Below are 12,453 nucleotides of genomic sequence, written 5' to 3'. Positions count from 1 at the left end.
CGTGCCGCCGGGGCGGTGTACTTCCCCCCCCCCCCGCCGAAGGCCCGGGGGCGCGGGCCCCCCCCCAGCGGCCCCCCCCCCCCTCGCCGCCGTCGGTCAGGCGCTCGCGGTGTAGTCGTAGAAGCCGCGACCGGACTTGCGGCCCAGCAGGCCCGCGTCGACCATCCGGGACAGCAGCGGCGGAGCGGCGTACAGCGGCTCCTTGTACTCGTCGTACATCGACTCGGCGATCGAGACGATGGTGTCCAGACCGATCAGGTCGCACAGCCGCAGCGGGCCCATCGGGTGGGCGCAGCCGGCCTCCATGCCCTTGTCGATGTCGGAGGCGGTGGCCACGCCCGACTCGAACATCCGCACCGCGGAGAGCAGGTACGGCACGAGCAGCGCGTTGACCACGAAGCCGGCCCGGTCACGGGCACGGATCGGCTCCTTGGCGAGCACCTGGGAGGCGAAGGCCTCGACCCGCTCGGTGGTGGTCGCCGAGGTGGTCAGCGTGGGGATGACCTCGACCAGCTTCTGCACCGGCGCCGGGTTGAAGAAGTGCAGGCCGATCACCTGCTCCGGGCGGGAGGTGGCGGCGGCCAGCTTCACGATCGGGATCGAGGAGGTGTTGGAGGCCAGGATCGCGTCACGCCGCTCGATCACCCGGTCCAGCGTCTCGAAGATCCTGACCTTGATGTCCTCGCGTTCGGCGACCGCCTCGACGACCAGGTCGCGGTCGGCGAAGTCGGACAGCTCCACCGTGAAGGACAGCCGTGCCAGCGCCTCGTCCCGCTGCTCGGGGCTCAGCTTCCCGCGCTTGACCGCCGTCTCCAGGGAGTTGGTCAGCCGGGTGCGGCCGAGCTCCAGCGCCTCGCCGCTGGCCTCCGACACCAGGACGTCCAGCCCCGCCCGGGCGAAGACCTCCGCGATGCCCGACCCCATCAGTCCGCAGCCGACTACTCCGACGCGCGCGATGTCACTCACTCAGTTGCCCTTCGGTGGTGCTGGGGGTCGCCCAGCGAACTGGTGGCCCAGCGAGCTGCTGGTCAACGGGTCGGTGAACCGGAATGGGTGCACCGGTCACCGCCCCGACGACGTTACTACTCCGTACCGGCCAGTAGGTCACCCCCTCCCCGGCGCGGTGCCACGTCCACGGCTGCTCCGAACGGGTGGGGACGCACCGCCCGGGCGTGTGGCCGCGCCCGGCGCCGCCCGGCGGCCGACAGAATGCCGCGACAGCAGGCCGCGGGTCTCGGCGGAACGCCCGGGACGGCGGCGGGCGGACGGTGGACGGGGCCGGGAAGGGAACACGCGGTGTCGACGGGATCGCTCACGGGGCGGGTCGCCCTGGTCACCGGGGCCGGCCGGGGCATCGGCCGGGAGATCGCCATCGGCCTGGCCGCCGAGGGCATGGCCGTCGGCCTGGTCGGCCGCACCCACGGCACGCTGACCGACACCCTCAAGGAGTGCGTCAAGCGCGGCTCGCGCGGGGTCGCGGTCACGGCCGACGTGTGCCGCCCCGGTTCGGTGCGCGAGGCCGTCCGGCTGGTCGAGCGCGACCTTGGCCCGATCGACCTGCTGGTGAACAACGCCGGCCAGGTCGACGCCGCCGAGGTGCCGGTCTGGGAGACCGACCCCACCCAGTGGTGGCGGGTCGTCGAGACCAACCTGCGCGGCCCCTACAACCTGCTGCGCTGCGTGCTCCCCGGCATGGTGGCCCGCCGGAGCGGCCGGGTGCTCAACCTCAACTCCGGCTTCGCGGTGCGCCCCGACGGCCACTACACCGCGTACGCCACCTCCAAGGGCGCGCTGCTCCAGCTCTCCGACAACATCGCGGACTCGCTGGCCCGGTACGGGGTGGTGGTCCTGGACATCAGCCCCGGCGCGGTGGCCACCGACATGACCGCCGGGATGCCGATGTTCCGGGACAACAGGACCTGGGCCTCGATCCCGTACATGGTGGCGGTCACCGTGGACGTCGCCCGCGGCCGCTTCGACGGCCTGCACGGGCGCTTCGTCCACGCCGAGCGGGACGACCTGGCGGAGCTGGTCGAGCAGGCCGAGGAGATCCGGCGGACGGACGCCCGCACGCTGCGGCTGCGGCCGTACAAGGACGACGACCCGATGGTCTGACCGCTGCCCGCCGACTGCCCGGCCGGCCGGTCCTGCGCCGGTCCGGCCGCCCCGGCTACGCGCAGAGCTGGCTGGCCGTCACCGGCTTGAGCCCCGCCTTGGCGAGGCCGTCCAGGATCGCCGGCAGCGCGTCGACGGTGCACTGGTGGCCCATGTGCAGGGCCACCACCGAGCCGCCGCGCACCGAGTTCAGCACCCGGCGCTGCAGTTCGGCGGCGCTCGGGTCGTTGTAGTCGCGCGGGTCGACGTCGAAGGACAGCACGTGCTCGTAGCCGACGGCCTTGGCCTGCTCGCGCACCATCGAGGTGGCGTACTGGGCGGCGGAGGGGCGGAACCAGCGGCCGATCGTGCCGGTCAGCTTCTGCAGCCGGTCGGCGCACTGGGCGATCTCGGCGCGCGCCTGGTCCGGCGTCATCGCGGAGATGTTGAGGTGGTTCTGGGTGTGGTTGCCGAGCTCGTGGCCGCCGTCCAGGATCCGTCGGGCCATCTGCGGCTGCTGGTCCAGCCAGCTGCCGACCACCATGACGGTCAGTTTGGCGCCGCGCTGCTCGGCGGCCTCCAGCAGGGCCGTGGCGAGCTTGGGGTCGCCGCTGCCGTGGAAGGTGAGGGCCACGTTCTTGCCGGTACGCGGCCCGTACACCACCTCGAACGGGGTGCCCGCCGCGAGCGGCGCCAGCGTCGGCGGGGTCGGCGGGGCGGTGGTGGCGGCCGCGGCGGCGCTCGGCTCGCCACCGGGCTGCGGGCCGGCCGGCGTGGTCGGGGCGGGGGACTCCGGGCCCTCCCCGCCGTTCCAGGCGGGGTCGGTGGTGTGCTGCGGGTCGACGGCGCCGGGGTGCGCGGCGAGCGCCCCGGTGTCGGCCCGGCGGGGCTTACCGCCGGCGCAACCGGTGACGAGTCCGCCGGCGGCGGTCAGGGCGGCCAGCTGGGCGGCGGTGCGCAGTACGGTGCGGCGGTCGGCAGTCATCGGCAGCCAGCATAGAGAGCGCGGCGCGGCCCGGCGATCCGCCACCGGCGTGTCCGCCCACCTTTTGACGTGCACACACTCCAATCTACGGGTGTTGCGTAAACCTGAACTCCGCCTGTTTCCGCGGCGTGTCCTTGGATACGATCACGGCGCGCCGCTGTGTTACGGGGCGGTAGCGAATTCCGGCATGGCGCATTGGGGGCGGAAGATGACGCACGAGGACACCGCGGCCGTCGGCCACGGCACGAGCACCGACTGGCAATGGGCCAGGGCCGAGGACTGGCAGCCGCCGAGCGAACTGGACACCGGCGTACCGCACACCGCGCGGATGTACGACTACTACCTGGGCGGCAAGGACAACTTCGAGGCGGACCGCAAGGCCGCCCAGGCCGCGATCGCCGCCTACCCGGCCCTGCCGCTGCTGGCCCGCACCAACCGGCAGTTCCTCGGCCGGGCCGTCGAGTTCGCGGCGGGCCGGGGGATCCGCCAGTTCGTCGACATCGGCACCGGCATCCCGGCCGTCGGCTCCACCAGCGAGGTCGCCCGGCGGGTCGCCCCGGACGCCCGGGTGGTCTACGTGGACAACGACCCGATCGTCGCCACCCACGCCCGCGCCCTGCTGGCCGGCCGCCCGGTCGGGCACACCTCGGTGATCGAGGCGGACCTGCGCGATCCGCAGTCCATCCTCGGCCACCCCGCGCTGGCCGCCGCCGTCGACCTCTCCCGGCCGGTCGCGCTGATGCTGGTCGCCGTCCTGCACTTCATCCGCGACGAGGACGGCGCGCAGCAGATCGTGCGCACCCTGCGCGAGGCGCTCGCGCCGGGCAGTGCGCTGATCCTCTCGCACGGCAGTCCTGACTTCGCCTCCCGGGAGAGCGCCGCCGAGGGCACCCGGATCTACAGGAGCGCCAGCGCCCCGCTCGTCCTGCGCCCGCGCGCGGAGGTCGAGCCCTTCTTCGGGGACTTCGACTTCGTCGGCCCCGGCCTCGTCCAACTCCCGCTCTGGCGCCCGACTCCCGGTCACGTCCGCACCGCCGACCTCCCCGAGGGCTGGCAGGACGTCTCCGCCTACGCGGGCGTCGCCATCAAGCCCTGAGTCCCTCGCGACGGCTCGGCCCCCGGTCCCGGCGCCTCCCGCCGGTGCCGGGGTCGGTCGTCGAAGCCTGCGGGGGCGAGGGGGTACCCGCAAGCCCTCACCGCAGGACGGACCATCGGTGCGTACCGGGAGAAAATGGCGCGACACGGCCGTGCGGGCGGTGTTAGCTTCCGCGCCATGGAACCCCTGAGCGACCCCGAGATCCGCGCGTCCTTCGTCAACTGCTCCAAGGGCGAGGCCCGTCGGCTCAACCTGCCCCGGGGCCTGGCCGAACTCCCCTGGGAGGACCTGGACTTCCTCGGCTGGCGGGATCCGGGCGCGCCCGACCGGGCGTACCTGGTGGCACCGTACGGCGGCGAGGTGGTCGGGGTGACGCTGCGGTCGCCGGTGATCCGGCGCAGCCTCACCAAGACCAACGTCTGCTCGCTGTGCATCACCGCGCACGCCGGGTCGGGCGTCGCGCTGCTGGCCGCCCGCCGGGCGGGCGCGGCCGGTCGGGAGGGCAACACCGTCGGCACGTACATCTGCGCCGACCTGGCCTGCTCGCTCTACGTGCGCGGGCTGAAGAAGTCCACGCTGGTCACCCGGCCCAACGAGTCGGTGCCGGTGGAGGACCAGATCGCAGCCACGGTGCTCAACCTCGAGGCCTTCCTGGCCCAGGTGCTCACCGACACGGCCGCCGCGTAGGGGGCTACCGTCCGCGCAGCTGGTCCAGTTCGCGGCGCTCCCGCTTGGTCGGCCGCCCGGCGCCCCGGTCGCGTTCGAAGGCCGGGGCGACGAACTCGCGCGGCGGCCGCGGCGGGCTGTTGTCGATCAGGCACTCCGCCGCGGCCGCGGCACCCACCCGCTTGCGGATCAACTGCCGCACCACGACGACCCGCTCGTACCCCTCCTGGCGGACCCGCACCTCGTCACCCGGCTTGAGCGACTGCGCCGGCTTGGCCCGTTCGCCGTTCACCCGGACGTGTCCCGCCTTGCAGGCGGCGGCCGCCAGCGCCCGGGTCTTGGCCAGCCGGACCGACCAGATCCAGACGTCCACCCGCACGTTTCCCTCGTGTTCAGCCATTCTCGGAGCCTACCCAAGCCTCCGGTGACGGACGGTGGCCCCCGGGTGACGCACGGCCCCGGGTGACGGACAGCGGCGCCGGGGTGACGGACGGCCCCGGGCGACGGACGGTGACCCTAGGCGACGGACGGTGCCTCCTGGACGGCCCAGCCGTTGCCGTCAGGGTCGTTGAAGAAGACGAAGTTGTTCCAGGCCTCGCCGTGCCCGTCCACCCGGGAGCCCGCGACGAAGTGCTGGACGGGGCTGACCGCGACGCCGCGCGCGGCGAGTTCCGCGTGTGCCTTCTCGATGTCCGGCACCACCAGTTGGAGCCCCTTGACCGATCCGGGCGCCGAGTCGATCACCCCGGTGCCCACCACGATCGAGCAGGACGACCCCGGGGGAGTCAACTGGACCACCCTGATCCCGTCCCGCAGCCGGGTGTCGTGGTCGACCGTGAAGCCGGCCTGCTCCTCGTAGAACAGCTTGGCGCGGTCCACGTCCGCCACCGGGACGACCACGACTTCGAGCTTCCAGTCCATCACCCTCACCCCTCTCGGTCGGGCTCTTCCAGTATCCGTCCGGTCGGATCCGCACGAAACCGTTCCCCGTCGGGCCGTCGGATAGCCTGAGAACACGATGAATCCGCAGACCACGCCCGCCGCGACCGCGCCGCAGACCCCGCTGGCCACCCCCTGGGGCAGCTTCGACCTCACCCGCTTCCCGGCGGACCCGCGCGAGCGGCTGCGGGCCTGGGACGCGGCCGACGAGTACCTGCTGCGCCACCTCGCCGGCGAGACGGACAGCGCCGCCGGCGCCGCGACCGAGCTGGCCGGTCGGCGGATCGTCGTCCTCGGCGACCGCTGGGGCGCGCTGACGACGGCGCTGACCGCCGCGTCGGGCTCGGCCCCCTCCGGAACGCCCGCCGCCGCGACTGCCGCCGCGCCCTCCGGGGAGCCGTCCGCCGCCCCGGCGCCGTACGGGCCGGTCCAGATCACCGACTCCCACCTCGGCCGCCGGGCCACCCGGGAGAACCTCGCCCGGGCCGGCGTCCCCGTGGACGACTCCCGGCTGCTCACCACCCGGGACACCCCGCCGGAGCGGATCGACGTCCTGCTGGTGCGCATCCCCAAGAGCCTGGCGCTGCTGGAGGACCAGCTGCACCGGCTCGCCCCGGCGATCCACTCCGGCACGGTGGTGATCGGCACCGGCATGGTCACCGAAATCCACACCTCCACCCTGCGGCTGTTCGAGAGGATCCTCGGCCCGACCCGCACCTCGCTCGCGGTGCGCAAGGCCCGGCTGGTCTTCTGCACCCCCGATCCGGCGCTCGACCCCGGCCCCAACCCGTGGCCGCACCGCTACGCACTGCCGCCGGACATCGGCCCCGCCTCCGGCCGTACGGTCGTCAACCACGCCGGCACCTTCTGCGCCGAGCGGCTCGACATCGGCACCCGCTTCTTCCTGGCCCACCTGCCGACCCCGGCCCCGGGCGCCCGGGTGGTCGACCTCGGCTGCGGCAACGGCGTGGTCGGTACGGCCGCCGCGCTGGCCGGGCCGGGCGCGGAGCTGGTGTTCGTGGACGAGTCGCACCAGGCCGTCGCCTCCGCCGAGGAGACCTTCCGCACCAACCTGGGCCCGGACGCCCCGGCGGAGTTCCTCACCGCGGACGCGCTCGACCCGGCCCTGTTCGCCCCGGGCTCGGTGGACCTGGTGCTCAACAACCCGCCGTTCCACTCCCACCAGGCCACCACCGATGCCACCGCGTGGCGGATGTTCACCGGCTCCCGGCGGGCGCTCAGGCCCGGCGGCGAACTCTGGGTGGTCGGCAACCGCCACCTCGGTTACCACGTCAAGCTGCGCAAGCTGTTCGGCAACTGCCGACTCGTCGCCGGGAACCCCAAGTTCGTGGTGCTGCGGGCGGTCAAGCGCTGACCGGGCGGCGATCGCCCGCCGCGGGCCCCGACCCTACGAGCCCTTCTCCGCCCCCTCGGCCGCACCTCTGGCCCAGGGGCGCGTTCCCGGAGCGGTCTTGCATGGATTTTCCCTCGCGCGTATATTCATGCCACGACCAAGGAGGAACGCCATGGCATTGCGAGTCGCCGTCGCCGGCGCGAGCGGGTACGCGGGCGGCGAGGTGCTGCGCCTGCTGCTCGGCCACCCGGAGGTGGAGATCGGGGCGCTGACCGGCGGCTCGAACGCGGGCACCCGGCTGGGCGCGCTGCAGCCGCACCTGATCCCGCTGGCCGACCGCGTCCTCGAACCCACCACCCCCGAGGTGCTGGCCGACCACGACGTGGTGTTCCTCGCGCTGCCGCACGGCCAGTCCGCCGCCGTCGCCGAGGCACTCGGACCGAACGTCCTCGTGGTCGACTGCGGCGCCGACTTCCGGCTCAAGGCCGCCGCCGACTGGGAGCAGTTCTACGGCTCCGCGCACGCCGGCACCTGGCCCTACGGCCTGCCCGAACTTCCCGGCCACCGCGCCGCGTTGAAGGGCAGCAACCGGATCGCCGTGCCCGGCTGCTACCCGACGGCCGTCTCCCTCGCGCTCTTCCCGGCCTACGCGGCCGGGCTCGCCGAGCCGGAGGCCGTGGTGGTCGCCGCCTCCGGCACCTCCGGCGCCGGCAAGGCCGCCAAGCCCCACCTGCTGGGCAGCGAGGTCATGGGCAGCGTCAGCCCGTACGGCGTCGGCGGCGTGCACCGGCACACCCCGGAGATGGTGCAGAACCTCACCCCGCTCGCGGGCGAGCCGGTCACCGTCTCCTTCACTCCCACCCTCGTCCCGATGCCGCGCGGGATCCTCGCGACCTGCTCCGCCAAGGCCAGGCCGGGCGTGAGCGCCGAGAGCCTGCGCGCCGCCTACGCCGAGGCGTTCGCGGACGAGGCCTTCGTCCACCTGCTGCCCGAGGGGCAGTGGCCGCAGACCAGCAGCGTCTACGGCGCCAACACCGCCCTGGTCCAGGTGGCCCTGGACCTGACCGCTGGGCGGATCATCGCGATCAGCGCGATCGACAACCTGGTCAAGGGCACCGCCGGCGGCGCGGTGCAGAGCATGAACATCGCCCTCGGCCTGCCCGAGGAGCTGGGCCTTCCCGTGAACGGAGTCGCACCGTGACCACCCCGAACACCGGCGTCACCGCCGCCAAGGGCTTCCGCGCCGCCGGCGTGACCGCCGGCCTCAAGGCCTCCGGTGCCCCGGACCTGGCCCTGGTGGTCAACGACGGCCCCTCCCTCGCCGCCGCCGGCGTCTTCACCCGCAACCGCGTCAAGGCCGCCCCGGTGCTCTGGTCCGAGCAGGTGCTCAAGGGCGGCCAGGTCTCCGCCGTCGTCCTCAACTCCGGTGGCGCCAACGCCTGCACCGGCCCGCTCGGCTTCCAGGACACCCACGCCACCGCGGAGCGGGTCGCCGCGGAACTCGGCCTCAACGCCGGCGAGGTCGCGGTCGCCTCCACCGGCCTGATCGGCGTCCGGCTGCCGATGGACCTCCTGCTGCCGGGCGTCACCCTGGCCGCCCGGGAGCTGAGCGACACCGGCGGCGAGGCCGCCGCGATCGCCATCAAGACCACCGACACCGTGCACAAGACCGCACAGTTCACCAGCCCGGCCGGCTGGACGGTCGGCGGCATGGCCAAGGGTGCGGGCATGCTCGCCCCCAGCCTGGCCACCATGCTGGTCGTCCTCACCACCGACGCCGACCTCGACAGCGCGGCCCTGGACACCGCGCTGCGCGAGGCCACCCGCACCACCTTCGACCGGATCGACTCCGACGGCTGCATGTCGACCAACGACACCGTGCTGCTGCTCGCGTCCGGCGCCTCCGGCACCACCCCCGACCGGGCCGAGTTCGCCGAGGCCGTCCGCGCCGTCAGCGCCGACCTGGCCCGTCAGCTGATCGGCGACGCCGAGGGCGCCGGCAAGGACATCCGGATCGACGTCACCGGCGCCGCCACCGAGGACGAGGCCGTCGAGGTCGCCCGGACGATCAGCCGCAACAACCTGCTCAAGTGCGCGATCCACGGCGAGGACCCGAACTGGGGCCGGGTGCTGGCCGCGATCGGCACCACCGACGCCGCCTTCGACCCGAACCGGCTGGACGTGGCGATCAACGGCGTCTGGGTGTGCAAGGACGGCGGCGTCGGCGAGGACCGCGACCTGGTGGACATGAAGGGCCGCGAGGTCGTCATCACCGCGGACCTCAACGCCGGTACGGCGAGCGCCTCGCTGTGGACCAACGACCTGACCGCCGACTACGTCCACGAGAACAGCGCCTACTCCACCTGAGCCGGCCTGAGCCGCGCCGGCCGAGCCGCCACCGAGTCGCCACCGAGTCGCCCGCCCGAGCCGCGCCGGCCGAGCCGCGCGCCTGCCCGCGCACCGACGGGCGCACCTGATCCTGAGAAGGACACCGCTACCGTGCAGATCGCACCCAAGGGCGAACAGGCCCGCAACAACACGGCGTTGCCCAAAGCCATGACGCTGATCGAGGCGCTGCCGTGGCTGGAGCGCTTCCACGGCAAGACCGTCGTGATCAAGTTCGGCGGCAACGCCATGGTGGACGACAGCCTCAAGGCGGCCTTCGCCCAGGACGTCGTCTTCCTCCGCTATGCCGGACTGCACCCCGTGGTGGTGCACGGCGGCGGCCCGCAGATCAGCGCCCAACTCGACAAGCTCGGGCTGGAGTCCAACTTCACCAACGGCCTGCGCGTCACCACCCCCGAGACCATGGACGTGGTGCGCATGGTGCTGGCCGGCCAGGTCCAGCGCGAGCTGGTCGGCCTGCTCAACGGGCACGGCCCGTTCGCCGTCGGCATGACCGGCGAGGACGCGCACACCATGACCGCCGTCAAGCGGTACGCGGTGGTGGACGGCGAGCAGGTCGACATCGGCCTGGTCGGCGACATCGTCAACATCGAGGCCGGAGCGGTGAAGGCGCTGATCGCCGACGGCCGGATCCCGGTCATCTCCTCGATCGCCCGCGGCGCCGACGGCCACGTCTACAACATCAACGCCGACACCGCCGCCTCCGCCCTCGCGGTCGCCCTCGGTGCCGAGATGCTGGTGGTGCTCACCGACGTCGAGGGCCTCTACAAGGACTGGCCGAACTCCGACGACGTGATCAGCCAGCTCACCGCGAGTGAGCTGGAGGACCTGCTGCCGGGCCTGGCCAGCGGCATGCTCCCCAAGATGGAGGGCTGCCTGCGCGCCGTGCGCTCCGGCGTGGGCACCGCCCGCGTGCTGGACGGCCGGGTGCAGCACAGCCTGCTGCTGGAGATCTTCACCGATGAGGGCATCGGCACGATGGTCGTGCCGGACGACGAACCGACCGTGACCGGGGGACTGGCATGACCCACAACGAGCAGCTCACCGACCGGTGGCAGCACGCGTTCACCGCCAACTACGGCACCCCGCGCATCCCGCTGGTGCGCGGCGCGGGCGCCAAGCTCTGGGACGCGGACGGCAAGGAGTACACCGACCTGCTCGGCGGCATCGCCGTCAACGCGCTGGGCACCGCCCACCCGGCCGTCGTCGAGGCGGTCAGCCGCCAGATCGCCACCCTGGGCCACGTCTCCAACCTGTTCATGGCCGAGCCCACCATCGCCCTGGCCGAGCGGCTGCTGCGGCTGGACGGCCGCGAGGGCGGCCGGGTGTTCTTCTGCAACTCCGGTGCCGAGGCCAACGAAGCCGCCTTCAAGATCAGCCGGCGCACCGGCCGCACCCACCTGGTCGCCCTCGAGGGCGGCTTCCACGGCCGGACGATGGGCGCTCTCGCGCTCACCGGCCAGCCCGCCAAGCAGGACCCGTTCCGCCCGCTGCCCGGCGACGTCACCCACGTCCCGTTCGGCGACGTCGAGGCGCTGCGCGCGGCCGTCACCACCGAGACCGCGGCCGTCTTCCTGGAGCCGATCCAGGGCGAGAACGGCGCGATCCCGCTGCCCGACGGCTACCTCCGGGCGGCCCGCGAGATCACCCGGGCGACCGGCACCCTGCTCGTCCTGGACGAGATCCAGACCGGCATCGGCCGCACCGGCCACTGGTACGCCCACCAGGCCTTCGAGGGCGTCGAGCCGGACGTGGTCACCCTGGCGAAGGCGCTCGGCGGCGGTCTGCCGATGGGCGCGGTGCTGGCCTTCGGCCCGGCGGCCGAGCTGCTCACCCCGGGTCAGCACGGCACCACCTTCGGCGGGAACCCGGTGGCCGCCGCGGCCGGGCTCGCGGTGCTGGACACCATCGAGTCCGAGGGCCTGCTGGAGCACGTCCGCAAGACCGGCGAGCGGCTGCGGCAGGGCGTCGAGGCGATCGGCGACCCGCTGGTCTCGCACGTGCGCGGGGCCGGTCTGCTGCTCGGGATCGTGCTCACCCGGCCGGTCTCGGCCCTGGTCCAGGCCGCCGCGCAGGAGGCGGGCTTCCTGGTCAACGCGGCCGTGCCGGACGCCGTACGGCTGGCGCCGCCGCTGGTGCTGACCGAGCAGGAGGCGGACGCCTTCCTGGCGGCGCTGCCGGGCATCCTCCGGACGGTGCGCGAGGGCGCCCCGGCCGATGCGAGTTGACCGTCGTCCGGGAGAATAATCACATGACCGATTCCCGTTCCGGCTCCTCCGCCGCCGGCCCGACGCCGCAGGTCCCGCAGACCCGCACCGCGCGCCACCGGCGGATCGTGGACCTGCTCACCCGCCAGCCCGTGCGTTCGCAGAGCCAGCTCGCCAAGCTGCTCGCCGACGACGGACTCGTGGTCACCCAGGCCACCCTCTCCCGGGACCTGGACGAGCTGGGCGCGGTCAAGATCCGCAACCGGGACGGCGCGCTCATCTACGCCGTCCCGGCCGAGGGCGGCGACCGCACGCCGCGCGCGCCGATGGGGGAGTCGGCCAGCGAGGGCCGGATGGCCCGGCTGGCCGGCGAGCTGATGGTCTCCGCGACGGCCTCCGGGAACCTGGTGGTGCTGCGCACCCCGCCCGGGGCCGCGCAGTTCCTGGCCTCGGCGATCGACCAGGCGGAGGTGTTCGAGATCATCGGCACCATCGCCGGCGACGACACCGTGCTGCTGATCAGCCGCGACCCCGCCGGCGGGCAGGCGCTCGCCGACCACCTCATGCAACTCGCCCAGGCGAAGGCCCAGTAGCGCTTCCACCCCCCGAAACCCCGGCCTGCGGACCAGCTCCGGCCGGGGTTTTGTGTTTCATACGGCGTCGTGCATACTTATGCCATCCGCTGCACATGTGTGCCACCACCGCA

At 73.5% G+C, this 12,453-nt stretch carries 13 protein-coding genes; 9 read left to right on the top strand and 4 right to left on the bottom strand.

Annotated features, from left to right (window positions below):
• Window positions 1–96 precede the first annotated feature (96 nt).
• On the bottom strand, window positions 97–966 hold the full coding sequence (locus ABT247_RS11925) for a 3-hydroxybutyryl-CoA dehydrogenase (protein ID WP_350741554.1): 870 nt from the start codon (window positions 964–966) through the stop codon (window positions 97–99).
• Between the two features lie 330 nt (window positions 967–1,296).
• On the opposite strand from ABT247_RS11925, the gene ABT247_RS11920 reads away from it, so the two are divergent.
• Window positions 1,297–2,115, top strand: coding sequence for an SDR family NAD(P)-dependent oxidoreductase (locus ABT247_RS11920; protein WP_350741552.1), 819 nt, complete (start codon window positions 1,297–1,299; stop codon window positions 2,113–2,115).
• 55 nt (window positions 2,116–2,170) lie between these two features.
• On the opposite strand, the gene ABT247_RS11915 is transcribed toward ABT247_RS11920, so the two are convergent.
• A complete protein-coding gene (locus ABT247_RS11915; RefSeq protein WP_350741550.1) occupies window positions 2,171–3,079 on the bottom strand; it encodes a polysaccharide deacetylase family protein in 909 nt (302 codons plus the stop codon).
• A gap of 208 nt (window positions 3,080–3,287) precedes the next feature.
• Between ABT247_RS11915 and ABT247_RS11910 the strand changes: the two genes are divergently transcribed.
• Window positions 3,288–4,175 carry an SAM-dependent methyltransferase gene (locus tag ABT247_RS11910; RefSeq protein ID WP_350741548.1) on the top strand — a complete coding sequence of 296 codons (888 nt, stop codon included), beginning with the start codon at window positions 3,288–3,290 and terminating at the stop codon, window positions 4,173–4,175.
• A 177-nt stretch (window positions 4,176–4,352) separates the two neighbouring features.
• Window positions 4,353–4,862, top strand: coding sequence for an FBP domain-containing protein (locus tag ABT247_RS11905; protein ID WP_350741546.1), 510 nt, complete (start codon window positions 4,353–4,355; stop codon window positions 4,860–4,862).
• Between the two features lie 4 nt (window positions 4,863–4,866).
• Here the strand turns inward: ABT247_RS11905 and ABT247_RS11900 are convergent, their stop codons facing one another.
• Window positions 4,867–5,241, bottom strand: coding sequence for an RNA-binding S4 domain-containing protein (locus ABT247_RS11900; protein ID WP_350741544.1), 375 nt, complete (start codon window positions 5,239–5,241; stop codon window positions 4,867–4,869).
• A gap of 116 nt (window positions 5,242–5,357) precedes the next feature.
• Complete coding sequence (locus ABT247_RS11895; protein WP_350741542.1) at window positions 5,358–5,762, bottom strand: VOC family protein; 405 nt, start codon at window positions 5,760–5,762, stop codon at window positions 5,358–5,360.
• Between the two features lie 97 nt (window positions 5,763–5,859).
• Here ABT247_RS11895 and ABT247_RS11890 point away from each other — a divergent pair, with 97 nt between their 5' ends.
• From ABT247_RS11890 to ABT247_RS11865, 6 genes are all read left to right on the top strand, one after another.
• Complete coding sequence (locus ABT247_RS11890; protein ID WP_350741540.1) at window positions 5,860–7,155, top strand: methyltransferase; 1,296 nt, start codon at window positions 5,860–5,862, stop codon at window positions 7,153–7,155.
• A 151-nt stretch (window positions 7,156–7,306) separates the two neighbouring features.
• Window positions 7,307–8,335, top strand: a complete 1,029-nt coding sequence (gene argC / locus ABT247_RS11885; RefSeq protein WP_350741538.1) for an N-acetyl-gamma-glutamyl-phosphate reductase — start codon at window positions 7,307–7,309, stop codon at window positions 8,333–8,335.
• Entirely contained in the window at window positions 8,332–9,501 is a 1,170-nt protein-coding gene (gene argJ, locus ABT247_RS11880; protein ID WP_350741536.1) for a bifunctional glutamate N-acetyltransferase/amino-acid acetyltransferase ArgJ, read from the top strand. The genes argC and argJ overlap by 4 nt, the downstream gene beginning before the upstream one ends.
• Before the next feature lie 189 nt (window positions 9,502–9,690).
• Window positions 9,691–10,566: an acetylglutamate kinase gene (gene argB, locus ABT247_RS11875; protein WP_350741556.1), complete on the top strand. Its 876-nt coding sequence runs from the start codon at window positions 9,691–9,693 to the stop codon at window positions 10,564–10,566.
• Window positions 10,563–11,768, top strand: coding sequence for an acetylornithine transaminase (locus tag ABT247_RS11870; RefSeq protein ID WP_350741534.1), 1,206 nt, complete (start codon window positions 10,563–10,565; stop codon window positions 11,766–11,768). The genes argB and ABT247_RS11870 overlap by 4 nt, the downstream gene beginning before the upstream one ends.
• 23 nt (window positions 11,769–11,791) lie before the next feature.
• Window positions 11,792–12,340: an arginine repressor gene (locus ABT247_RS11865; protein ID WP_350741532.1), complete on the top strand. Its 549-nt coding sequence runs from the start codon at window positions 11,792–11,794 to the stop codon at window positions 12,338–12,340.
• The last annotated feature ends 113 nt before the right edge of the window (window positions 12,341–12,453 follow it).

The sequence above is a fragment of the Kitasatospora sp. NPDC001539 genome (genome assembly GCF_040298565.1).
Lineage (GTDB): Bacteria > Actinomycetota > Actinomycetes > Streptomycetales > Streptomycetaceae > Kitasatospora.
Note: the sequence above shows the minus strand (reverse complement) of the source record. Positions and strands in the feature narration are given on the sequence as shown.